Origin of the sequence: Burkholderia diffusa (assembly GCF_001718315.1) — a bacterium.
Classification (GTDB): domain Bacteria; phylum Pseudomonadota; class Gammaproteobacteria; order Burkholderiales; family Burkholderiaceae; genus Burkholderia; species Burkholderia diffusa_B.
The window spans coordinates 1,536,752-1,560,115 of the sequence record NZ_CP013363.1 but is presented as its reverse complement, the minus strand read 5'-3'; the positions used below and the strand labels follow the sequence as shown (position 1 = coordinate 1,560,115).

Annotated in this window: 21 protein-coding genes; 10 read left to right on the top strand and 11 right to left on the bottom strand. The window is 67.8% G+C overall.

What is annotated here, in order from left to right:
- The first annotated feature begins 107 nt into the window (after positions 1-107).
- The 3 genes from hcp to WI26_RS22225 all read left to right on the top strand — a co-directional run bounded on the left by hcp (position 108) and on the right by WI26_RS22225 (position 3,340).
- The gene (gene hcp / locus WI26_RS22235) at positions 108-1,775 is read left to right on the top strand and encodes a hydroxylamine reductase (RefSeq protein WP_059464616.1); all 1,668 of its coding nucleotides are present in this window, start codon (positions 108-110) and stop codon (positions 1,773-1,775) included.
- Positions 1,776-1,788: 13 nt separating this feature from the next.
- A complete protein-coding gene (locus tag WI26_RS22230) occupies positions 1,789-2,811 on the top strand; it encodes a 2Fe-2S iron-sulfur cluster-binding protein (RefSeq protein ID WP_069227210.1) in 1,023 nt (340 codons plus the stop codon).
- A gap of 121 nt (positions 2,812-2,932) precedes the next feature.
- Positions 2,933-3,340: a PPC domain-containing DNA-binding protein gene (locus WI26_RS22225; RefSeq protein WP_069227209.1), complete on the top strand. Its 408-nt coding sequence runs from the start codon at positions 2,933-2,935 to the stop codon at positions 3,338-3,340.
- 60 nt (positions 3,341-3,400) lie between these two features.
- Here WI26_RS22225 and WI26_RS22220 read toward each other — a convergent pair whose 3' ends face one another.
- The 4 genes from WI26_RS22220 to WI26_RS22205 form a co-directional block, all read right to left on the bottom strand.
- Positions 3,401-4,636: a DUF2252 family protein gene (locus WI26_RS22220; RefSeq protein WP_069227208.1), complete on the bottom strand. Its 1,236-nt coding sequence runs from the start codon at positions 4,634-4,636 to the stop codon at positions 3,401-3,403.
- Positions 4,637-4,759: 123 nt separating this feature from the next.
- Positions 4,760-6,046: an Nramp family divalent metal transporter gene (locus tag WI26_RS22215; protein WP_059539779.1), complete on the bottom strand. Its 1,287-nt coding sequence runs from the start codon at positions 6,044-6,046 to the stop codon at positions 4,760-4,762.
- Between the two features lie 294 nt (positions 6,047-6,340).
- Positions 6,341-6,589: a hypothetical protein gene (locus WI26_RS22210; protein WP_059464620.1), complete on the bottom strand. Its 249-nt coding sequence runs from the start codon at positions 6,587-6,589 to the stop codon at positions 6,341-6,343.
- 474 nt (positions 6,590-7,063) lie between these two features.
- Positions 7,064-7,498 (bottom strand): universal stress protein, encoded by a 435-nt coding sequence (locus WI26_RS22205; RefSeq protein WP_069227207.1) that lies wholly within the window; start codon positions 7,496-7,498, stop codon positions 7,064-7,066.
- A gap of 393 nt (positions 7,499-7,891) precedes the next feature.
- On the opposite strand from WI26_RS22205, the gene WI26_RS22200 reads away from it, so the two are divergent.
- The 6 genes from WI26_RS22200 to WI26_RS22175 all read left to right on the top strand — a co-directional run bounded on the left by WI26_RS22200 (position 7,892) and on the right by WI26_RS22175 (position 12,781).
- Entirely contained in the window at positions 7,892-9,376 is a 1,485-nt protein-coding gene (locus WI26_RS22200) for an amidase (protein WP_060187959.1), read from the top strand.
- A 246-nt stretch (positions 9,377-9,622) separates the two neighbouring features.
- Positions 9,623-10,315, top strand: coding sequence for a hypothetical protein (locus WI26_RS22195; protein ID WP_069227206.1), 693 nt, complete (start codon positions 9,623-9,625; stop codon positions 10,313-10,315).
- 120 nt (positions 10,316-10,435) lie between these two features.
- Positions 10,436-11,269: an arylamine N-acetyltransferase family protein gene (locus tag WI26_RS22190; protein WP_060187957.1), complete on the top strand. Its 834-nt coding sequence runs from the start codon at positions 10,436-10,438 to the stop codon at positions 11,267-11,269.
- 112 nt (positions 11,270-11,381) lie between these two features.
- Positions 11,382-11,558, top strand: coding sequence for a ribbon-helix-helix domain-containing protein (locus WI26_RS22185; protein WP_069227205.1), 177 nt, complete (start codon positions 11,382-11,384; stop codon positions 11,556-11,558).
- Between the two features lies 1 nt (position 11,559).
- Positions 11,560-11,910: a VOC family protein gene (locus tag WI26_RS22180; protein ID WP_059539775.1), complete on the top strand. Its 351-nt coding sequence runs from the start codon at positions 11,560-11,562 to the stop codon at positions 11,908-11,910.
- A 10-nt stretch (positions 11,911-11,920) separates the two neighbouring features.
- Positions 11,921-12,781: a class I SAM-dependent methyltransferase gene (locus tag WI26_RS22175; RefSeq protein WP_059914880.1), complete on the top strand. Its 861-nt coding sequence runs from the start codon at positions 11,921-11,923 to the stop codon at positions 12,779-12,781.
- A gap of 25 nt (positions 12,782-12,806) precedes the next feature.
- On the opposite strand, the gene WI26_RS22170 is transcribed toward WI26_RS22175, so the two are convergent.
- From WI26_RS22170 to WI26_RS22155, 4 genes are all read right to left on the bottom strand, one after another.
- Positions 12,807-17,645 (bottom strand): NAD-glutamate dehydrogenase, encoded by a 4,839-nt coding sequence (locus WI26_RS22170; RefSeq protein ID WP_069227204.1) that lies wholly within the window; start codon positions 17,643-17,645, stop codon positions 12,807-12,809.
- Between the two features lie 235 nt (positions 17,646-17,880).
- The gene (locus WI26_RS22165) at positions 17,881-18,069 is read right to left on the bottom strand and encodes a 4-oxalocrotonate tautomerase (RefSeq protein WP_014898956.1); all 189 of its coding nucleotides are present in this window, start codon (positions 18,067-18,069) and stop codon (positions 17,881-17,883) included.
- Between the two features lie 62 nt (positions 18,070-18,131).
- The gene (locus WI26_RS22160; RefSeq protein WP_059539772.1) at positions 18,132-18,908 is read right to left on the bottom strand and encodes a class II aldolase/adducin family protein; all 777 of its coding nucleotides are present in this window, start codon (positions 18,906-18,908) and stop codon (positions 18,132-18,134) included.
- Positions 18,883-19,776 carry an urea transporter gene (locus WI26_RS22155; protein ID WP_069227203.1) on the bottom strand — a complete coding sequence of 298 codons (894 nt, stop codon included), beginning with the start codon at positions 19,774-19,776 and terminating at the stop codon, positions 18,883-18,885. The genes WI26_RS22160 and WI26_RS22155 overlap by 26 nt, the downstream gene beginning before the upstream one ends.
- A gap of 278 nt (positions 19,777-20,054) precedes the next feature.
- On the opposite strand from WI26_RS22155, the gene WI26_RS22150 reads away from it, so the two are divergent.
- Positions 20,055-20,609 carry a putative glycolipid-binding domain-containing protein gene (locus WI26_RS22150; RefSeq protein ID WP_059594962.1) on the top strand — a complete coding sequence of 185 codons (555 nt, stop codon included), beginning with the start codon at positions 20,055-20,057 and terminating at the stop codon, positions 20,607-20,609.
- On the opposite strand, the gene WI26_RS22145 is transcribed toward WI26_RS22150, so the two are convergent.
- From WI26_RS22145 to WI26_RS22135, 3 genes are read right to left on the bottom strand one after another with little or no spacing between them, the layout of a single operon-like run.
- The gene (locus WI26_RS22145; RefSeq protein WP_069227202.1) at positions 20,570-21,499 is read right to left on the bottom strand and encodes an alpha/beta fold hydrolase; all 930 of its coding nucleotides are present in this window, start codon (positions 21,497-21,499) and stop codon (positions 20,570-20,572) included. The two genes, WI26_RS22150 and WI26_RS22145, sit on opposite strands and share 40 nt — an antisense overlap.
- A 4-nt stretch (positions 21,500-21,503) precedes the next feature.
- Complete coding sequence (locus WI26_RS22140) at positions 21,504-22,409, bottom strand: metal-dependent hydrolase (RefSeq protein WP_069227201.1); 906 nt, start codon at positions 22,407-22,409, stop codon at positions 21,504-21,506.
- A complete protein-coding gene (locus tag WI26_RS22135) occupies positions 22,406-23,344 on the bottom strand; it encodes an SDR family NAD(P)-dependent oxidoreductase (RefSeq protein WP_059464632.1) in 939 nt (312 codons plus the stop codon). Before WI26_RS22135 ends, WI26_RS22140 begins: the two co-directional genes overlap by 4 nt.
- Positions 23,345-23,364 lie beyond the last annotated feature (20 nt).

Genomic DNA, 23,364 nt, shown 5'->3' with positions numbered 1-23,364 from the left:
CATAAAAGACGCATCTTGAAGCGGGCGAGACGCCCGGCGGCCAGCAACATGCTTCCCGCCGCCGTTCGCGCCGACCCGCGCCCCCATGATCGAGAAAGGAGAACACCGTGTTTTGCTATCAATGCGAACAGACCGACCGGACCGGCGCACGGCCCGGCTGTGCATCGGCGAAGGGCAACTGCGGCAAGGACGAGACGACGGCCGACCTGCAGGACCTGCTGATTCATGCGGTGAAGGGCATCGCACAGTACGGCGCGATCGCGCGCAAGATGGGCGAGCCTGATCGCGATGCCGACCGGTTCGTGCTGTACGCGATGTTCACCACGCTGACCAACGTGAACTTTCATTCGGCGCGTTTCGTCGCGCTGCTGCGTGAAGCGGCGCAAACGCGCGATCGCGTGAAGGCTGCGTGCGAAGCACATGCACGGGCCACGGGTACGGCCGTGCCGGTGCTGACGGGGCCTGCCGCATGGCAGCCGGCGGACGATCTGGCCGGCTTGCTGAAGCAGGCGAAGACCGTCGGCATCGAGGCGGGCCTCGACACGGTGGGCGCCGATATCGTCGGGCTGCGTGCGCTGGTGCTGTACGGGCTGAAGGGCGTGTGCGCGTATGCGCATCATGCGAAGGTGCTCGGCTACGAACGCGACGATGTTTACGAGGGCATCGAGGCGGCACTCGCGTTTCTCGCCGGCGATCCCGACGACGTCAACGCGTTGCTCGCGCAGGCGCTCGATCTCGGCCGGCTGAACCTGACGGTGATGGAATTGCTCGACAGCGCGAACACCGGCCGCTTCGGTGCGCAACAGCCGGGCGCCGTGCGCGTGTCGCCGGTGGCCGGCAAGGCGATCCTCGTATCGGGCCACGATCTGGGCGATCTGCACGCACTGCTCGAACAGACGGCGGGCACCGGCATCCAGGTCTATACGCACGGCGAAATGCTGCCGGCTCACGCGTATCCGACGCTGAAGGCATTCCCGCATCTGGCCGGCAACTATGGCGGCGCGTGGCAGGACCAGCAGAGCGACTTCGCGCATTTCCCCGGGCCGATCCTGATGACGTCCAACTGCATCATCGAGCCGTTGCCGCAATACCGGCAGCGGATCTTCACCACCGGGCCGGTCGGCTGGCCGGGCGTGCGCCATCTCGAGCATCACGATTTCTCGATGCTGATTCGGGCTGCGCAGGCACTGCCCGGGTTTGTTGCCACCGCGCCGGAGGAGACGATCACGGTCGGGTTTGGCCGGCATGCGGTGCTGGGCGTCGCGGACAAGGTGATCGACGCGGTGAAGGCAGGGCAGATCCGTCACTTCTTCCTGATCGGCGGCTGCGACGGTGCAGCGCCGGGCCGCAACTACTACACCGAGTTCGCGGAACAGGCGCCCGACGATACGGTCGTGATGACGCTCGGCTGCAACAAGTACCGGTTCAACCGGCACGCGTTCGGCGACATCGGCGGCATTCCGCGCCTGCTCGACATCGGGCAGTGCAACGACAGCTATTCAGCGATCCGGATCGCGACCGCGCTCGCCGATGCGTTCGAATGCGGCGTGAACGACCTGCCGTTGTCGCTCGTGATCTCATGGTTCGAGCAGAAGGCGGCTGCCGTCCTGCTGACGCTGCTCTCGCTCGGGATTCGCAATATCCGTCTCGGGCCGTCTCTGCCGGCGTTCATCACGCCGGGCGTGCTCGCGGTGCTGGTCGATCAGTTCGGGATCCGTCCGATCGGAGACGCGGGAACGGACCTGGCCGAAGCGCTCGCGCGCAAGGCCGCATGATCGGGATCGTTCGATGAGCTACCGGATCGAGATCACGACGCGCGACGGCACGCCGTTCGGCTTCGACTGCGAGCCCGGCCAGGATCTGCTCGCGGCGGCGTCGCAGGCAGACATCACGCTGCCGTCGCAATGCCGGCGCGGCAGCTGTGGTGCATGCCAGGCGACCGTCGTCGACGGCCCGTACGACATGCTGGAGCACAGCGCCGACGCACTGCCGGCCGGCCAGCGCGGCGCGGTGTTGCTGTGCCGGACGACGCCGCGCGGCGACCTGCGTGTCGCCGCGCCGTACGATCATTCCAAGGTTCTGCTGCAGCCGGTGCCCGTGCGTACCGCGCGGATCGAGGCGCTCGACACGATCGCGCGCGACACGATGCGCGTCGCGCTGCGGATCGAGCCCGACGATGCATTCGGCGCGGCAGCGGAATTCGAAGCCGGCCAGTTCGCGGAACTGGAGGTGCCGGGCAGCGGTTTGCGCCGCCCATATTCGCTCTCGAACACGAGCAACTGGGACGGCCGGCTGGAATTCCTGATCCGGCTGCGGCCGGGCGGCTGGTTCTCGACGTATCTGCGCGAGCGCGCGCGGCACGGCGATCCGCTGACCGTGCGCGTGCCGATGGGCGGGTTCGGCCTGTTCGCCGACAGCCTTCGGCCGCGCTGGTTCGTCGCGGGCGGCACCGGGCTCGCGCCGATCCTGTCGATGCTGAGGCGCATGGCCGAGTATCAGGAGATGGGCGACGCGCGGCTGTTCTTCGGTGTCAATGAGGAACGCGAACTGTTCATGCTCGAGGAGCTGGAGCGGTTGCGGGCCGAGTTGCCGCAACTGCTCGTCGAATTGTGCGTATGGCGACCGGACGCCGAATGGGCCGGGTTCCGCGGGACGCCGGTCGATGCGTTGCGAGCGGCGCTTGCACAGGCCGAAGTGCTGCCCGATGTATATGTATGCGGGCCGCCACCGCTCGTCGAGGGCGCACGGGAAGTTGCCGTTGCGGCCGGCGTGCCGGATGCGCAATTCGCGAGCGAGCGATTCACCGTGTGATGCATGTGCCGCGCGTGGCGGCGACGCACGCGCGGCGTTCCTTCCGGCGGGCGGCTTGCCGGATGGTCGGGTCGAAAGTACTCTTTGTCGATACCCCGGCCCCACCAGCAGGTTATCGATCATGCAAGCCCATCCTTTGCGTCTTTCCCCCGGCGACGATCTGCGCGCGTCGATCGAGCGGGCGTTGCGTCGGCTCGACGCGCACGCGGCATTCGTGATCCAGGGCATCGGCAGCCTGAACGTCGCGCAGTTGCGCTTTGCCGGCGTCGATGCGCCGACCGAACTGCGCGGCGACCTCGAGATCCTGACGCTGGCCGGTTCTGTCTCGCCGGACGGCGCGCATCTGCATATGTCGGTGTCCGACGCACACGGGCGCGTGTCGGGCGGACACGTCGCGAGCGGTTGCGTGGTGCGAACGACCGCCGAGATCCTGCTCGCGCTGTTGCCCGCACATCGGTTCTCCCGTGAACCCGATGCGGACACCGGTTTCAACGAGCTGGTGATCCGCCCGGCGCAACGGAGATCGTGAGCGGCGCTCGCCGTGCATCGCCGGTGAGCCCGTCGCGACGGCCGAGCACGGCAGGAGGGCTCAATGGGCCGTCTCGGCGAGCACATGGCGGCGGCAATGTTCGAGATACGCCTGCTCATGCGCGGCCATCAGTTCGATGATGCTGCGCCACAGCCATGAAGGTGCGTCGACGGTTTTCGGGCGTTGACGATGCAGCTCGGTACGCCATGCACGTTGCGTCGCGTCGTCCATCTGCGCTGCATGCGCGCGGCCGATCACGCGTGCAAGATACCGCGCGACTTCGACCGCATCGGCTTCCGACAGTCGTTCAGCTTCCAGTTTCAGGTCCTGCGGCATCAATTCGCGCATGACGACGGAGCGCCCGTCGAGCCGCGCCGCGCACATCCGGCTTCCGAGCATCGGCGACACGTGACGGGCGCCTTCGAGCACCCGTTGAGCGGGGTCGCGCGGCATGCGCACGCCGGGATGCTTGGGCGCCTTGGCGGTCGTGGCTTCCTTGATGTCGATCAGATACGGCGGATGTCCGTCGGCGCACGCGCCGTCGATGTCGAGCATCACCGCGAAGCGGCGCCGCCCGAGCGAGCTGCAGCCCTTCACCCAGTAGGCGGCATCGAGGACCTTCATCCTGGCGTCGCTGTATGTCTCGCGGCTGAGCGCCGCGTTGACCGGGGAAACCGGTGCGGATTCGAACAGGGTGTGGATGGCGTTTCGCTCCTGTTCCGACAGCGGCCAGAAGCGCTTTCCCAGTGGAATGTGCGGCGTGATGTTGCGGATCGTCTGCCGCTCGAGTTTGCGCCATGATCGATGCAGGGCCGCTTTCATCGCGATTTGCACGGCGGTCGGGCGCTGCATGCGCTCGGTCGTGTCGCGGCGGCGGCAGTCGAACGCGCGCTCGTATCCGTCGATGAGCGCCTCGATCATCCGCCACGTGATGACACCGGGCAGATCCGAGCTGCGAGCCGCGGTCGCGAGCGAGAAGCCGAGCCGCAGCACGTCGTGAACGGGATTGCCGATCACGCTCTGGTCGAGGTCGCGAATCTGCACGGCGACTTCGCCGGTCTTCGCCGCGACCGGCCCCAGATTGCCGAGGTGGCAGTCGCCGCCGATCCATACCGCGGGACCGTCGGGTAGCGTTCCGCAGCGATGGTCCGCCAGCCACGCGTAGAAGCGGTCTGCGCTGCCACGCGTATAGGTGTGTATCGAGCGCGCCATCTTGCGGCTGCGCAGGCGCGCGAGGATTTGCGCACGTTGGTCGCTGGAAGGCAGCCGTGAGGATTTCGATGCCTTTCTTGCCACGATTCATTCTCCTTGCGACCTGCGTGACACGCACCCGATGCGCACGCCGGCCGGGCGACGCGGGCGTATCCGGCGCCGCGCCGCGCCGGTACGGCGGTGCGGCGCGCCAGCCACGCACGTTCCTTAACCCGGCACGAACACGCCCATCGCCGCGATCGCCATCGCGAACGTCGCGAGCCATCCACCCCATGCCAGCGGGCCGGTGATCGCGAACTTGCCCATGATGCGCCGGCTGCCGGCCATCAGCATCATCACGACCATGATCGGCACGGCGGTTACGCCGTTGATGACCGCGCTCCAGTACAGCGCGCGGATCGGGTCGAAATGCATGAACGTGATCGCGACGCCGCCGATGATCGCCAGCGCGATGACCGCATAGAATTCCGGCGCGACGCCAAGCTTCAGCGCGAGACTGTTGCGCCAGCGGAAGGTGCCCGCAGCCGCATAGGCAGCCGACCCCGCAAGCACCGGCAGCGCCAGCAGGCCGGTGCCGATGATCCCGAGCGCGAACAGCACGTACGCGAAGTGGCCGCCGATCGGCTCCAGCGCCCGCGCGGCATCCGCCGACGTCTTCACGTCGATGTGGTGGAGGTGGAGCGTGGCCGCTGCGGTCAGCGTGATGAAGAACCCGATGATGTTCGATACGCCCATCCCGACCCAGGTATCGAAGCTGATCCGCTGCAGCTGCGCGGGTGCCTGGTGCGGCGCGCGCCGCAGCGAGCGCTGGTTCGGTACCGCGCGCAGTTCCTCGACTTCCTGCGACGCCTGCCAGAAGAACAGATACGGGCTGATCGTGGTGCCGAGCACGGCGATGACCGTGGTCAGGTAAGCGGCGGACCACTGGATGCGCGGCCGCACGATCGCACGGCCGACCTCGCCCCACGGGACGGGCACGATGAGCGCCACCGCGACGTACGCGAGCAGGATCAGCGCGGTCCATTTGAGCAGCCGCGCATAGCGGTCGTACGGCACGAAGATCTGCAGCACGGCCGACACGGCGCCGAGGCAAACGACATAGCCCTCTTGCGGCCCGTGCAGGAGCAGGTTGACCGCTGCACCCATCGCCGAAAGGTCGGCCGCGATGTTGATCACGTTCGCGACGATCAGCAGCACGACCGTGACATAGAGCAGCCAGCGCGGATAGTGCGTGCGCATGTTCGACGCGAGGCCCTTGCCCGTCACGCGGCCGATGCGCGCGCTGACCAGCTGGATGGCCGTCATCAGCGGATAGGTCAGCAAGAGCGCCCACAGCAGCTCGAAGCCGAATTGCGCACCGGCCTGCGAGTACGTGCCGATGCCGGACGGATCGTCGTCGGCGGCGCCGGTGACGAGTCCCGGCCCGAGGCGGCGCAGCCACGTTGCGGGGCGCGGACGATGCTGCGCGGAATCGAGGGACTCGTTGTCGTTCATGATCGCGACCCGTGGGGAGGGGGCAATCGACCCGCAAGTAGCGTACCCGGCCGGTGCAGGGGGCGGCCTTGGCCGCGTCCCGGATGCCCGGCGCGACATGATGCAACGGAAAGCCGGATTGGCCGATGCGCGGGAACGCAGGATACGGGAAGAGGGGCGCGCAGTGCGCGCGAGTGGGCCGGATCGGGCCGGGGGAAATCGACGGATCTGGCGCTCGACGCAAGCCAGCCGCTATCGCTGCGGCATGCCCGACGGGGAACCGCTACCGCTCGTTGGTGCGACGCCTGTTCGACGTCAACGGGCTGCCATCGCCACGTCCTGATTGCCGCGCCCGCTCACCAGGCACGCAGACATGAACGCTTCACTCTGGCTGTCGGCGGCCGCGCTGCCGAAGCCCTTGCCGAGCGCGTCATGTTTCACCTGCCGGGCGCCCTGCGAGCAGGCCGCCGGGCTGGCATCGCGGCCTTGCGCGTGCAGCAACGCGCGGTCGCCGATCAGATAGGCCAGCAGCGCGAAAAATGCGATGTGTACGACTCGTCTCATGGATCGTCTCCTCCGTCGCTGAAGCGTAACGCGGACAGGTTTCGCCAGGCACTTGGGGCTTCCCCCGGTAAACGTCTGCGGAAATGGCGACGAGCGGGGCGATCGCGTTCTTTTTTACAGCGCGCATGGGAAAAGCGGCATTGGCCGGCCACCCCCGGCGCACGATCGACGTGAGTTTGACGAATATCAGGTTACGCGCAGGGCGAGACGGTCGGGCCGGCAGTCAAAGCGATAGCATGAATGCATGTTTCAACGGAACGCGATGCGCGGCAAGCAACGAGCGCAATGGTTTCGAACGCAACCGTCCGACGCCGGGCATCGCTATCGAATTAGTGAGGAATCCAAATGCTGAACGTATCTTCCGTGCTGATCAGTCTGGCGCCGATGTGGGCCATTTTGCTGGTTGCATCGTCCGCTGCGGCGTATCTCGTGTTTTGGCGCAAGGTCATCAAGTAAGCGCTCGCGCCGTGCCGTCTATCTGACTGCCGTCACCGGCACATTGGAAATTCGCACGAGCCGTGCCATCACGCTGTCGCGGAAAATCGACAGCATCTGATGAAACGGATCGTGCCGCCGTGCGACGACGACGATTTCGTCGCAACCCGTCTCGGCCGCAACGGCCGCGATCGTGTCGGCCACCGGCCCGACCTTCTTCACGACGCTGTATCGAACGTCGGCTTCCCGCAGAACCCGCTCGGCCGCCGCCAGATCGGCGCATGCGAACTTGTCCTCGATCGAGCGCAGTCGCGACAGCGGGTGAAACGCCTCGAGCCGCGTCGCTTCGAGCGGCGGCTGGACGTTGATCAGTACGATCTCCGATGCGCAGCGTTCGCGATACAGGAAGGTAGCGTGGCGGACCGCCTGCAGCGAGCGGGGCGAATGACCGACCGGAACCAGCAGCTTGAGCATGGAAGATGCCCCGTAGTCGAGATGTTCCCAGCGTAGTGCGCCGCCGGATCGCGCGACCTAAAGATATCGGGCGGTCGCGTAAAAATGTCGTCAACGTCTGTCGCGTCGTGTTGTGCCTATTAGAAATATAAGAAATTTAAGTTTATGCGCATAAACGTTTACACCGATCGGTCGGGCGGCAGCCCGACGTCGGCCGGCGAGCGGCGTACCACGCCGATTTAGTCGAATCCTCAATGAATCGCGGCGGAAAATATCGGAGGTCGGCCATCCGGCGTCGCGTAGAGTAGAGCGTCGACCGCCGTGTGGCCTCCTCCCGGCGCGCCCCGGCCGTTCGGGGACAGATCGCCGCCACGACGCGGCCCGCCATTCCATTCCGATTCCAGGAGACCTCGCATGCCGCACGGCGCCCCGCAGCTTCTCGCCCCCGCATCCATCACCGTCGATCCGATCGTGGGCCTGTCGGCCGGCGAACTCGCGTCGGCGATCCGCGGCAGGGAGGTTTCCTGCGTCGAAACGATGCGGGCGTATCTCGATCACATCGAGCGCGTGAACGGCGCCGTGAACGCGCTGGTATCGCTGCGCGATCGCGCGACGCTGCTCGCCGAAGCCGCGGAAAAGGATGCCGCGCTGGCACGCGGCGAGTATCACGGCTGGCTGCACGGGATGCCGCAGGCGCCGAAGGATCTGGCGATGACCAAAGGGCTGCGCACGACCTACGGCTCGCCGATCTTCCGCGATAACGTGCCGCAGGCCGATTCGGTCGGCGTCGGCCGAATGCGTGCGGCGGGCGCGATTTTCATCGGCAAGACCAACACGCCGGAGTTCGGCCTCGGCTCGCATACGTTCAACGAAGTCCACGGCGCGACGCGCAATCCATACGACCTGACGAAGAGCGCGGGCGGCAGCAGCGGCGGCACGGCCGCGGCGCTCGCGTCGCGCATGCTGCCGGTCGCGGACGGCAGCGATTTCGGCGGCTCGCTGCGCAATCCGGCCGCGTTCTGCAACATCTACGGGTTCCGTCCGTCGCAGGGGCGCGTGCCGCGCTGGCCGGGCGTCGACGTGTTCATGCAGCAGCTCGGCATCGAAGGGCCGATGGGCCGCACCGTCGGCGACGTCGCGCGCTTGCTTGCGATCCAGGCCGGCTATGACCCGAACGATCCGCTGTCGCTCGCGGAGGATCCCGCTGTCTTCGCGAAACCGCTCGACAAGGACCTGCGCGGCGAGCGCATCGCGTGGGTCGGCGACTGGAACGGCTACCTCGCGACCGAGCCGGGTGTGCTCGCGCAGTGCGAAAAAGGCCTCGCGACGCTGCGCGAGATCGGCTGCGACGTCGATGCGGCGCTGCCGGCGTTCGCGCCCGAGCGGATCTGGCGCCTGTGGCTCGCGCATCGGCATCTGCTGTCCGGCGGCGGGCTGCTCGCGCACTATCGCGACCCCGCACGGCGCGCGCTGCTCAAGCCCGAGGCGATCTACGAAGTCGAAGGGCTGCTCGCGATGCAGGGCGCCGACGTGTTCGACGCGAGCATCGAGCGCACCGCGTGGCACCAGGCCGTGCTGAGCTTCTTCGACCGTTACGACTTCATCGCGGCACCGACCGCGCAGGTGTTCCCGTTCGACGTCGACCAGCGCTGGCCGAAGGAAATCGCGGGCCGCGCGATGGATACCTACCACCGCTGGATGGAAACGGTCGTGCCGTGGACGCTGGCCGGCTGTCCGGTGATCAGCGTGCCGGTCGGGTTCAACGACGCCGGATTGCCGATGGGCATGCAGTTGATCGGCCGGCCGCGTGCGGATCTCGCGGTGCTGCAGCTCGCGCGCGGCTACGAGCAGGCGGCCGACTGGGTCGGTCAGCGTCTGCCGGCGTGGATGGCTGCGTGATGCGTGCCGCGGCGTCGATCCCGGATGCCCGGAACAAGCGATATTGATGCGGAGCAGGAACGAATCCGTGCGCGTGCCCGACATCGCGAGGCATACGCGGACGAATGCGCGCGCCGAGTCGGGACGGCCACGGAATTGCAAGCGGCCGCGGCGCGCGATTTCGTTTCGATGTGTTTCAGTCGTTGCGGCGGCACGCGACGCGCTTCGACAATATCGGCCTCAATCATTCGGGCACGAGGCAAACAGATGAAGCATATTCGCGCGACGGGCAAGCACCTGGCATCGGCAGGCATCGCATTCGGCATCCTGCTGGGCGCGAACGGCTCCGCGCATGCGCAGCTCGACCTGCAGTCGATCGGCTCGGCGCTGCTCGGCGGCGGGCAGCAACAGGCCGCACCCGCGCAAGGCGGCGTCGCGCAGCTGATGCAGGCGTACGTCGGCGCGAACCAGCAGGTGCTGGCCGGCCAGTCCTCGCTCGCGTCGGCGATGGGGCTCACCGGCGCGGCCGGGCAGGCGCAGCAGGCCGCCAGCCTGCTCGGTGGCGGCAACGCGTTGACGCCGGCCGCGCTGTCGCAGATGGGCGGCGCGCAGCAGTCGGTGTCGCAGGCGCTCGGCCAGGCGTTCGCGAGCGGCGGCGCGACCCACGGCCCGATCGACAAGCAGGCGTTCAGCAACGGCCTCGCGTCGCTCGGCCAGGGCCTCACGCAGTATTCGCAGCTGCAGTCGGGGCTCGGCAGTCTCGGTTCGACCAGCGCCGCATCGTTGCTGCAGTCGGGCCTGAATCCGCAGAACATGCAGGCTGCGTCGTATATCGCGCAAAGCGCGCCGGGCCAGTTGCAGTCGCTTGCGTCGACGCTCAGCCAGGCCGTGCAGTTCGCGACGAGCCAGGGGATTTCGGTGCCGTCGGTTGCGTCGTCCGCGCTGAAGCTGCTGCCGTAACGTTGGCGCCTCCGCGCGCCGCGGCGCCGGCGGCGCGCGGCGATCCGGGATGGCCCCGCGCACCATGGGGATTTCGCTCGATGCTATCGTTGCACGTTCCTTCGTTCCCGGTGCCGGTTCATGACTGACTCGTTCGACCTCTCGCGCTACTTCGCCCGCATCGGCTACGACGGCCCCGCCGAGCCGACGCTCGACGTGCTGCGCCGGCTGCATCTGCTGCACCCGCAGGCGATTCCGTTCGAAAACCTCAATCCGCTGACCGGCGCGCGCGTCGCGCTCGACCTGCCCGCGATCGTCGACAAGGTGATCGGGCGCCGTCGCGGCGGCTACTGCTTCGAACTCAACAAGCTCTTCTACACGGCGCTCACGACGATCGGTTTTCGCGTGACGCCGCTGATCGCACGCGTGCGCTGGATGCGTCCGCCCGAGATCGTCACCGCGCAGACGCACATGCTGCTGCGCATCGATCTCGACGGCGCGGCTTGGCTCGCGGACATCGGCTTCGGCAGCGCGACGCTGACCGCGCCGCTGCGCTTCGTGCCGGGCGAGCGGCAACTGACGCCGCACGGCGCGTTTCGCGTCGTGGGTGCGCCGGTCGACGGCGAGTTCGACATGCAGTTCGAGATCCCCGACGGCTGGCAGACGACCTACCGCTTCTCGCTGAAGCCGGCCGAGTGGATCGATTACGACGCCGCGAACTGGTTCACGTCGACCTATCCCGATTCGATCTTCGTGAACGACCTGATTGCCTGCCGCGTGCTGCCGGACGGCCGCGCGGCGCTGTTCAACACCGTGCTGACGTTGCGCGACGCGGCGGGCGCGGGGCGCACCGTCACCTTCGACGACGCGGCCGCATGGGGCGCGTGCCTGCGCGACACGATCGGCATCGATATGACCGGCTTCGATATCGACGCGCTGTTCGCGCGAGTGGCAGCGCGCGTGAACCCGAAATAAGCGGGCGGTGAGCGGTGGGGGGGGCGGCGGCGTGGCCAGGTGCCGACGTCCGCCGCGCCACAGGTTACGGAGTTCCGATTGACATTTGCTAGATTGCTAGCATACTAGCCCCATGACCGACGAAGAAGTGAAGCAATTCAACGTGTACCTGCCGCTGAGCCTGATCCGGCAGGTCAAGCATCGCGCCATCGAAACGGAGCAATCGCTGTCCGCGCTGGTGGCTGATGCATTGCGCGCATATCTGGCCGCTCCGCAGCCGGGGGCCGGGTCGTCCACCAAGGAGGAGTGACATGTCATCCGAGCGAATCGAAGCCGTGTACCTGACGACGCACAACTGGGGCAAGTCCGCGAAGTTCTTCCAGGCGCTGGGTTTTACGCTGGAGTTCGAGACCGATCACAACTCGGGCCAGTTGAGAAATGGCGACGGCCCGTTCCTGTTCATCGCCGAAGTGCCGGCCAGCGAGACGCCGGACATGCAGGTCGTGCTGAAGGTGCCCGACGAGCAGGCGGTCCGGCCGCAGCCGATCGTCGACGTCGTCACGCCGTTCGAGGACACGCACTGGGGCACGCGCGACATGACCGTGCGCGATCCCGACGGCCGCGTGTGGCGCCTGCAGGCACCCGGCAAGCCGCACGCGTGAGGACGCGATCATGACCGATCTCCGCCAGGACGGCCCCGACAGCACCGCCGCGCGCGTCGCGCTGTGGCGCGCGCTGCACGTCGAATTCGATGCACCGCCGCATGTGCTCGCCGACGAAGTCGGCCTGCGCCTGCTCGCGCCGGCATCGGGCTGGCAGCAGCGCGGCGACATGGATCCGCGGTTCACGCGACCGTTTCGCGCATCGATCGTCGCGCGGGCGCGCTTCATCGAGGATCTGGTGGTCGAGCAAGCCGCGCGCGGCGTGAGCCAGTACGTGATCCTTGGCGCGGGCCTCGACAGCTTCGTGCAGCGCCGGCCCGAGATGGCGTCGCGCCTGACCGTTTTCGAAGTCGATCAGCCCGCGCCGCAGGCGTGGAAGCGCCGCCGGCTGACCGAGCTGGGTTTTGGCGTGCCGGACTGGCTGCGGTTCGTGCCGGTCGATTTCGAGGCGAAGCAGTCGTGGCGCGACGCGCTCGTGCGCGCGGGCTTCGATCCGGGCAAGCCGGCGGTCGTCGTGTCCACCGGCGTCAGCATGTACCTGACGCGCGACGCGAACGCGGCGGCCTTGCGCGAAGTCGCGTCGCTCGCGCCGGGTTCGACGTTCGCGATGACGTTCCTGCTGCCGCTCGAGCTTGCGGGTCCGGACGTGCGTCCGGGGCTCGAAATGGCGGCGAAAGGCGCGCGCGAGAGCGGCACGCCGTTCATCAGCTTCTTCACGCCGGCGGAGATTTGCGCGCTCGCGACGCAGGCAGGCTTCGCGCGGGCCGGGCACGTGTCGGCGGCGGAGCTTGCGCGTCGCTACTTCGCCGATCGCACAGACGGACTGCGCCCGCCGGACAACGCCGAAGAGCTGCTCGTCGCGACGGTGTGATCCCGGCGCGACCTGGCGGCAATCGTCACGCCCGTTCGAGCACGGCCATCTCGCGCACGACCACGAGCAGCACCGCGAGACTCGCGCCGCCCGATGCGCGCAGGTCGGCGAGCAGGTGCTCGTAGCGCTGCAGCGCGGCTTCGCGGCGTTCGCGCCACGCATGGACGATCGTCTCGGGCGCCGTCGAGTCGGCGGATTCCGCGAGCGCGCTGGTGGCTAGCGTGCGCTTGAGCCGCGCGACTTCCGCGAGCGCGGCCGCGCGTGCGAGCATGTCCCAGTGCGTCGGAGTCGGCAGCGTGGCCGCGCGTTCGCCGATCCACCCGTAGTTCAGCAGCGTGCCGAGCGAGAAGTAGACGCCCGCGACCAGTTCCAGGCTGCGGTCGCAGGTCGCGGCCACTTCGGCGATGTCGAGCAGCGCGGCGGAGATGTCGCCGCTCGCGACGCGCACCGCGAGCGCGCTGTCGACACCGGCCTCGACCAGCACGCGCTGCCGCTCGGACAGCGCCGCCAGATCGTCGGCCGGCAGCAGCGACGGCAGCTGCGGCGCGATGCGCTGCACCGCGTCGCGGCAGCGCGCGATCAAGCCGGCGACGCCGTCGGCCGCCGTGCCCGACTGCAGCTGCCGCAGGAACCACAGCGCCGCGCGCTCCAGCAGCCGCGCGACGTCGACGAACATGCGCGCCTGCACGTCGTCGGCGACGCGGTTGTCGAGCGCGTCGATGTCGCGCCATACCGCATCGAGATCGAACACGTCGCGCGCCATGATGCAGGCGCGCACGATGTCGCCCGGTTTCGCGTCGGTTTCCTCCATCAGCCGGTGCACGAATGCGCAGCCGACCCGATTGACGAGCGCGTTGGTCAGGTGCGTCGCGAGGATCTCGCGGCGCAGCGGGTGGCGATGCATCGGTTCGCTGAAGCGCTGTTGCAGCGGCTTCGGGAAATAGTCGACGAGCATCGCGGCGACGAGCGGATCCTCGGGCACGTCGGACTCGAGCAGCGCGTCGTACAGCCACATCTTGCTGTACGCGAGGAGCACCGCGCGCTCCGGCGACGTGAGGCCGTGCTTCGCGGCCTGGCGCTCGGCGATCTCGTCGTCGGTCGGCAGGAATTCGATCACGCGGTTCAAGCGGCCCGCGCGTTCGAGCCAGCGCATCAGGCGCGCCTCGGCGTCGAGCAGCTCGACGCCGTAGCGGCCCGCGATCGACAGCGCCTGCGTCTGGTAGTAGTTGTCGCGCAGCACGAGCAGCCCGACTTCGTCGGTCATTTCCGCAAGCAGCGCGTTACGCTGCTTTTCGGTCATCTCGCCGTCGCCGACGACGAGCCCGAGCAGGATCTTGATGTTGACTTCGTGATCCGAACAATCGACGCCGGCGGAGTTGTCGATCGCATCGGTGTTGATGCGCCCGCCGCGTTGTGCGAACTCGATGCGGCCGAACTGCGTGAAGCCGAGGTTGCCGCCTTCGCCGACCACCTTGCAGCGCAGGTCCGCGCCGTTCACGCGTACCGCGTCGTTCGCGCGATCGCCGACCTGCTGGTGGGTTTCATGCGTCGCCTTCACGTAGGTGCCGATGCCGCCGTTGTACAGCAGATCGACCGGCGCCTGCAGGATCGCGCGGATCAGCTCCGTCGGCGGCAGTGCATGCGCGTCGATGCCGAGCGCGGCCTGCACGGCCGGCGACAGCGGGATCGTCTTCGCGGTACGCGGATAGACGCCGCCGCCCGCCGAGATCACGGACGTGTCGTAGTCGGCCCAGCTCGAGCGTTCGAGCGCGAACATCCGCTGGCGCTCCGCGAAGCTCTTCGCCGGATCGGGGTTCGGGTCGAGGAACACGTGCCGGTGATCGAACGCCGCGACGAGCCGTATATGGGGCGACAGCAGCATTCCGTTGCCGAACACGTCGCCCGACATGTCGCCGACACCGACCACCGTGAAGTCGGTCGTCTGCGTGTCGATGCCCATTTCGCGGAAGTGCCGTTTCACCGATTCCCATGCGCCGCGCGCGGTGATCGCCATCTTCTTGTGGTCGTAGCCGACCGAGCCGCCGGAGGCGAACGCGTCGTCGAGCCAGAAGCCGTATTCGTGCGAGATCGCGTTCGCGTAATCGGAGAAGGTGGCCGTGCCCTTGTCGGCGGCGACGACGAGATACGGATCGTCGGGGTCGTGCCGCACCACGTCGGGCGGCGGCACGATTGCGTTGCCGGCGAGATTGTCGGTCAGGTCGAGCAGGCCGCGCAGGAACGTCTGGTAGCATGCGACGCCCTCGCGCATCCACGCTTCGCGATCGCTCGGCGGCGGCGGATTCTTCACGACGAAGCCGCCTTTCGAGCCGACCGGCACGATCACGACGTTCTTCACCATCTGCGCCTTCATCAGCCCGAGCACTTCGGTGCGGAAGTCCTCGCGACGGTCGGACCAGCGCAGCCCGCCGCGCGCGACGCGCCCGCCGCGCAGGTGCACGCCCTCGACGCGCGGCGAGTACACCCAGATCTCGAACATCGGCTTCGGTTCGGGCAGGCCCGGTACTTTCGCCGGATTGAACTTGAACGACAGATACGGCTTCGATTCGCCGTTCGTATCGTGCAGGAAATAGTTGGTGCGCACGGTCGCGTTGATCACGCCGAGGAACTGGCGCAGGATCCGGTCCTCGTCGAGGTTCGGCACCTGGTCGAGCGCCGTCTCGATCGCCTTCAACAGGTGTTCGACCCGCACGTCGCGCGTGCCGCCGGTGGCCGGATCGAAGCGCAGCAGGAACAGTTCGACGAGTTGCCTCGCAATCGCCGGGTTGCCGGTCAGCGCGCGCTCGATGTATGCGTCGCTGAACGTCGAGCCGACCTGCCGCAGGTATTTCGCATACGCGCGCAGGATCGTGACCTCGCGCGCGCTCAGATGCGCGCGCAACACGAGGCGGTTGAAGTCGTCGTTCTCGATCCGGCCGCTCCAGATGCGGTCGAACGCGTCCTCGAACAGGCCCTTCACGCGCTCGATGTCGAATTCGGTATCGTCCGCGAGTTCCAGGCCGAAGTCGTGCACCCACGCATGTGCGCCATCCTGCGTCTGGATCCGGTATGGCCGCTCCTCGTCGACGCGCACGCCGAGATGCTCGAGCATCGGCAGGCTGCGCGACAGCGCGATCGGGTCGCCCGCGCGATACACCTTGAAGCGGAACGCGCGCGCCTCGGCCTCGATCGGGCGGTACAGGTTCATCGCGAGCTGGCCCGACTCCTTCACGCGTTCGATCAACTCGATGTCGCGCACGGCCGTGCGCGCCGGATAGTCGTCGCGATAGCCGGCGGGGAACGACTCCGCATAGCGCTGCAGCAGGCGGTTGCCCTGTTCTTCTCCGAACGCGTCGAGCAGCGCGTCCGCGAGATCGTCCTGCCAGCGGCGCGTGACCTGCACGAGCCGCGTTTCGAGCTCGCGCGTGTCGACGTCGGGCATCGTGCCGGGTTCGGCATGGACGACGAAATGAATCCGCGCGATCGCCGATTCCGACAGCAGCGGCGTGAACTCGACGTTCACGCCGTTGTACGCGTCGACGAGCAGCTTCGCGATGCGGCGGCGCAGGTCGGTGTTGTACTTGTCGCGCGGCACGAACGCGAGGCACGACACGAAGCGGTCGAAGCGGTCGCGCCGCACGAACAGGCGCGTGCGCTGGTGTTCCTGCAGGCGCAGGATGCCGAGCGCGATGTCGTAGAGCTGGTCTTCGTCGGCCTGGAACAATTCGTCGCGCGGATACGTTTCGAGCACCGTCACCAGCGACTTGCCGAGATGCCCCTTCGGCAGGAAGCCCGCACGCTTCACGATGTTCGCGCATTTGCGGCGCACGATCGGAATGTCGGTGTACGAACCGAAATAGGACGTCGACGTATACAGCCCGATGAAGCGGCGTTCGCCGGTCACCTTGCCGTCGGCGCCGACGAGCTTGACGCCGACATAGTCGAGATAGCCGGGCCGGTGCACGGTCGCGCGCGAGTTCGCCTTGGTCAGGAAGATCGGCCAGGGGCCGGTGATGATCTCGGCGGCGGCGGGCGGCAGCGGCGTCACGTCGGGCGCGCCGGGCGCGCGCAGCGATTCGCGCAGCAGGCCGAAGCCGGAGCCTTCGACGCCTCGCAAGCCGAAGCCCGCGTCGTCCGACACGAGCGCGTAGTCGCGCTGACCCAGGAACGTGAAGTGATCGGCGACCATCCACTCGAGGAACGCGCGCGCCTCGATGTCTTCCGCGGTGGATTCGCGGGCCTTCATGTCCTTGATCGTCGCGCGCGCGATGTCGACGATCTTCGGCCAGTCCTCGACCGATGCGCGCACGTCGCCGAGCACGCGCGCGATGTCGTTGCGCAGCGTGTCGAGCAGCGCGGCGTCGCCGCAGCGGTCGACTTCGAAATGAATGAACGACGCGAGTTGCGAGTGGCCGTCGCCGGGCGTCGCGCCACCGGCGTCGACGCGCTCGATGCCGCCGTTGCCGCCGCGCCAGATGCGGAACACCGGGTGCAGCGCGGAGTGCAGCGCGAGCCCGAGGCGATTGACGGCCATCGTCACCGAGTCGACCAGGAACGGCATGTCGTCGTTGACGATCTCGATGACCGTGTGGTCCGAGTGCCAGCCGTGCTGTTCGAGAATCGGGTTGTAGACGCGCAGCCGCTCGCTGCCGGGCACGAATTTCTGGGCGGTCTGCCAGTGCGCCATCGCGGCGCCGTAGAGGTCGGCGATGCTGCGATTCTGCAGATCATCGGCGTCGACGAAATCGTAGTAATGACGCAGGAACGGTTCGACGATCCGGAACGTGGCTTCGGGCAGGCGCCCGCGCGCGAATTCGACGACATCGGAGAGCAGGTGTGCGACGACTTCCTCGTTCTTCGCTTCCATGGCGGTCTCCCGGGTGGCCAATGGCTGCTGCGTGTGTTCGGCATTATGCGCCGATTGAGGTGCTGGTTGCGTGACGGAGCGATGTGCGGGCGCACAACGCGGAGCGGGGAAGGGAGGGCGCATGCAACGCCGGTTGCCGGCGTTGCATCGGAGGTCAGGGCAGCGGCATGTCACCGCAATTCGGACGCACGGGGCCGCGGCCCGGCAGATTCCATCGGCGCCGAACTTGCCGGTGTCAGCGCTCGTCGCTCCACAGCTTGCCGGCCGTCGCCCAGTTTTCCTTCTTCACGTCGGCGAGAATGATGTCGACCGAGCCCGGGTCGCAACCGAGCGTCTCGCACGTGACGCGCGTGATCGCTTCGACGAACGCGCGCTTCTGCTCGACCGTGCGGCCTTCGAACAACTGGATATTGAAAGTCGGCATGACTGGATACTCCGATGATTTGGGGGTGAACGATTCGTCGGGAGTGTGGCGAGGGCGGGCGGTCAGTCGCGATACGACGGATCGACCCGGTCGAGGCGGCGCAGCAGCGCCGGCCATTCCAGTTCGCCCTCGATCGCGCCGCCATCGCGCAACTGCTCCGCGGTGCGCTCGGCGACGGCCGGTTCCGGCAGCACGAGCGGCCCGCCGCCTGCTTGCGCGCGTATCTGGATATCGCAGGCCTTGATCAGCGTATCCATCAATACATACGCCTCGGCAACGGTCCGGCCGACTGTCAGCGTGCCGTGGTTGCGCAACAGCATTGCGGATTTTGCGCCGAGGCTGGCGGTCAGCCGCGCGCCTTCGGCAGGCGAGAACGCAAGCGCCTCGTAGTCGTGATACGCGAGATCGCCGTGAAACCGCAGCGCGTGCTGCGACGCGGGCAGCAGCCCGTCGCGCTGGATCGACACGGCGATGCCGGCCGTATTGTGCAGATGCATCACGCAGACGGCGTCCGGTCGCGCCGCATGCACGGCCGCGTGGAGCGCGAAGCCGGTCACGTTGACCGCGTGCTCGCCGTCGCCGATCCGGTTGCCGGCCAGATCGATCTTCACGAGATTCGATGCGCGAACCTCGTCGAACGTGAGGCCGAACGGGTTGATCAGGAAATGCCCGGGTTCGCCCGGCACCGTCGCGGACAGATGCGTGTAGATCAGGTCGTCCCAGCCGTTCAGCGCGACGAGGCGATAGGCGGCGGCGAGATCGACGCGCAACCGGCGCTCGGCGTCGGAGATCGGCCCGCCGGGCTTCACGGTGTCAGGACGGTGTGCGAATGACGACATCGGGTTCTCCGAGGGTGAAGCGGCGCGCGACGATCACCGTGATCCACGACGCGAGTGCGAACGGCGCCGTGAACGCGGAAAGGCCCGCGCGCGTCGCGAGCCACTGGATCAGCGCGGCGAGTGCGGCGGCCGCGAACGCCGCGCGCGGGCCGCGCGGCATCAGTGCGAGCGCGGCGAGCGCACCGTTGAAGCCGAGCAGGCCATCCGCGAACGACGCGCCGCTCGCGCCGGACGCGACCAGCAGCACGGTCGACACGAGCGTGCCGCCGAGCGCGAATGCGGCCGCGCGGCGCGACGCCACGACGAGGCCGGCGACGATCAGCATGCCAGCCCACGGGCCCTGCGCGAAGGTGGTCTGTGCGAGGCCCGACAGCAGCGCATCGGCGACGGAAGGCAGTGTAAGAGGCGCGCTCGCCGTCGCATCGCTCGCATGCTGCGATGCGACAAACGGCAGCCACAGCGCGGTGATGACGAGGCACGGGCTCGAATACGGGCACTGGCGCCAGCGGGCGAGCGGCACGCGCATCGCGCGCTGCGCGAGCGCCGCGCCGATCGAGCCCCCCGGCACCAGCGCGATGGCGGCGAGCGAAGACGGCGCGAACAGCACGGCGATCAGTGCGGCGAGCGCGCCGTTGAAGCCGTGCAGCCCTTGTTCGACGTCGTGGGGCTCGCTGCCCGTGAGCACGGCGGTCATGCTGGCGGCGGCCGAACCGACCAGCGCCGCGGACGCGAGCCGCATGTCGGTGATCGCCAGCGCGGCGAGCAGCAGCGCGCCGGTGACTGCATTCGCCTGCAGGACGATCTGCCCGACGCCGCGCAGCAGGGTGCGCAGGTCGATCGACGGCGAGGCAGGGCGGGCGGTAGGCATGGCGGCGGTGGAGCAGGACGAGCCGCGAGCATAGGACACAATTCCGTGCACCGGAATAGGGAATTCTGGATAGTCAGGATTTGTGACGGGCGCCCCGAATTGGGGAATGGCGATGGCCGGAGGACGCTGCATCGGCATTGTCGGGGCGAATCGCCGGCTTCGGTGCCGAATTCGGGCAATGGCCAGTTCTCTTGACCGAAGTATGCGTCGTGGTTCGCCTCTTCGATCGGGATTCGTGCGACGATGCCCGGCATCGGACCAACCGGGAAGGCGAAAGAATGCGCGAAGTGCGTTGGGCGTCGCTCGAGGGCGACGGAGTCGAACATCTGACATTCGACCGGAGCGGCGGTGGCATCGTCGTCGAAAGCGCGGTGGTCGGCCAGCGGTACGGCCGCGCATACGGGCTCGCGTATCGGGTCGAGTGCGATCCCAACTGGCGCGTGACGTACGCGGTGCTCAAGGTAATGGGCGGCGGCACGCTGGCGTTGCACGGCGACGGCGCCGGACACTGGCACGACGGTTCTGGCCGTGCACTGCCGGAACTGGACGGCTGCGTCGACATCGACATCGCGGCGACGCCGTTCACGAATTCGCTGCCGATCGGCCGCCTCGGTCTTGTGCGCGGCGAGCGGCGGCCGATCGACGTCGCATACATTTCGACGCCTGACTTGAAGGTGACGCCGGTCAAGCAGGCGTACACGTGCATCGAGCCGGGTCGGCGCTACCGCTACGAAGGCATTTTCCGGAATTTCACGGCGGAAATGGACATCGACGCCGACGGGCTCGTGATCGACTACGAAACGCTGTTCAAGCGCCTGCCGGCATTGCGCTGAACCGCCGCCGCTCGCGCGGCTGCCGCCGGTGCTGCCGCTGCCGCCGGCCTTTCATGCGCGGCCGCGAACCGGTCGATCCGCGCCGCGATCAGGTCCGGATTGCGCATGACGATCCAGTGCGCGCCGTCGATTTCCTCGCGCACGTGCTCGCCGAGCCAGCGATCGAGATCGACCGACATCTCGGGCGTCACGTAGCGGTCGCGCATCGGCACGAGGATCTGCACCGGCGCCTGCGCATACCGCTCGCGCGGCTTTCTCGCCCGCGCGAGGAAATTCGCGCGGTAAAGCTGCAACCCGTTCAGCGCGTTCTTCAACTGCGCGGGATCGCGCTCCGGCCGCACGCGCTCGGTCAGTTGCAGCCAGCGCGGCCACAGCGCGGCGCCGCCGAGACGCCAGACCAGCGACGGCACGACCGGCAGGTGGAAGAACGCGATGTACCACGACTTCAGGCTCTGCCTGAGCCGCATCTTCGCGCGGAACACGTGGTCGAGGCACGGGCCGGAGATCGACGTGTACGACGCGATCCGGCCGCGGAACGCGGGATCGGTCACGGCCTCCCAGCACTGGATCGACCCCCAGTCGTGACCGACCAGATGGAACGGCCGGTCGCCGCACGTCGCATCGGCCACTGCCTTCAGGTCCTCCGCGAGCCGCGCGAGCGCGTAGTCGGCGCGGTGGCGCGGCGCATCGGACGCGCCGGCGCCCCGCACGTCGTACGCGATCACGCGATAGCGCTTCGCGAGCCGCGCACGGACCGGCGCCCACACGGCCGCCGAATCGGGATAACCGTGCACGAGGATCAGCGGCGGCGCGCGCCGCGGGCCGCTGACGTAGACGGCGAGTTTCACGTCGCCGGAGCGGACGGTCAGCATCTCGTGCGTGCGCGCCATGACGTCATGCCTGTGCAACCGGATGCAGCGGCACGCGGCGCGGGGCGGCCTGCGCGGCATGGCGCGCGTTGGTCGCGTCGATGTTCGCGAGCAGCGTGTCGAGCCCCTGCAGGTACTGATGATTGTCGTGGTCCCACGGATGGAAGCCCGGGCGGAAGTAGTCGAGCCATTCGCGCGCGATGCTCGGGAACACGCCGTGCCTCGGGCTGTACAGGTACTTCACGAGGCGCCACATGCCGCCGAACGTGCCGTGCTCGCGACGGTGCGCGCGCATCAGGCGAACGTGGAAGTCGAACACGATCGCCCAGAACAACACCGTCGTCGTCAGCATCGTGCCCGTGCGCAGCAGGTAGCTGCCGAGGCCCGGCTTCATCACGGCGTTCCATACGTCGTACGACACGGCCTTGTGCTCGGTTTCCTCCATCGCGTGCCACATCCACATCTGCTGATAGCCTTCGACCGACCCGTCGATCCGGTGTTCGTGGCCCGACAGCAGCTGGTTCGCAAGGATCGCCGTGTAGTGTTCGAGCGCGATCGTGATCGCGAGCTGCATCGAATGCGGCAGCACTTTCTTGAAGAAGCCGAGGATCGCCCACAGCCGCTTGTCGAGCTTGTGCGCGGGCAGGCCGGACGACTGCAGCAGGTCGTTGTACTCGATGTGCTCGCGCGTGTGCATCGCTTCCTGGCCGATGAAGCCGAGCACCTGCTTCTTCAGTTCGGGATCCTCGATGCGGTCGCGGTAGTTGCGCACCGAATCCATGAAGAAGCGCTCGCCGGCCGGGAACAGCAGCGACAGTGCGTTCATGAAGTGCGTGACGGGCACGCCCTGGACGTGCCAGTCCTTCGCGCGTTCGGGCGGCAGCGCGAAGCGGATGTCGCGCCGTACCGGCATCATGTGCGGGGTCGTCATGATTGTTCTCCTCCCTGATTGCCTGCGTTGTTGTAGGTGGCGTGAAGCGGCGCGGCTGCCGGCGCGCCGTAGCGCGAGGCCGCGCGGCGGGCCTTCGCGGCCTCGCGGCGCGTCGCGAGCACGACGAGCGCCTGGTATGCGGCCGGCAGCGTACGCGCCATCCAGTCCGCCGCTTTCGCGTCGCGGCCGATCAGCACGCGGCGCTTGTTCTTGCGCACGCCGGCGAGGATCGTGCGCGCGGCATCATCGGCGGTCGTGATGAAGAACTTCTCGAAGCTGTCCTTGCCTTGCTGCTCGCTCTCGACGATGAAACCGACCATGTTCTTCGCGACGCGGCTCGATTGCGCGATGTTGGTGCGGATGCCGCCCGGATGCACGCAGGTGGCCGACACGCCGCACTTCATCATGTCGAGTTCCTGCCGCAGCGATTCGGTGAAGCCGCGCACCGCGAACTTGGTCGCGTTGTAGCCGCTCATCCCCGGCTGCGAGAAGATCCCGAAGATGCTCGACGTGTTGATTACGTGACCGTCGCCCGATGCCTTCAGGTGCGGCAGGAACGCCTTCGTGCCATGCACGACGCCCCAGAAGTTGATGTTCACGATCCACTCGAGATCGCCGTATTCCATGCCTTCGATCGTGCTCGACAGCGCGACGCCCGCGTTGTTGAAGATCAGGTTGACCTTGCCGTGTTCCTTCGCGGTGTCGTCGGCCCACGCGAACATCGCGTCGCGGTCGCCGACGTCGAGCACGCGCGTCGACACGCGCACGTTCGGCGCGATCGCGCGGACGATCCGCTCGGTTTCGGCGAGGCCGACGCCGTTCTTGTCGGCGAGCGACACATGGCAGCCGGCCTGTGCGAGCTGCACGGCGAGCGAGCGGCCCATGCCCGAGCCTGCGCCCGTGATCGCGGCGACCTTGTTGGCGAAATCTCTCATGTCGGTGGCTCCTTGTCTGA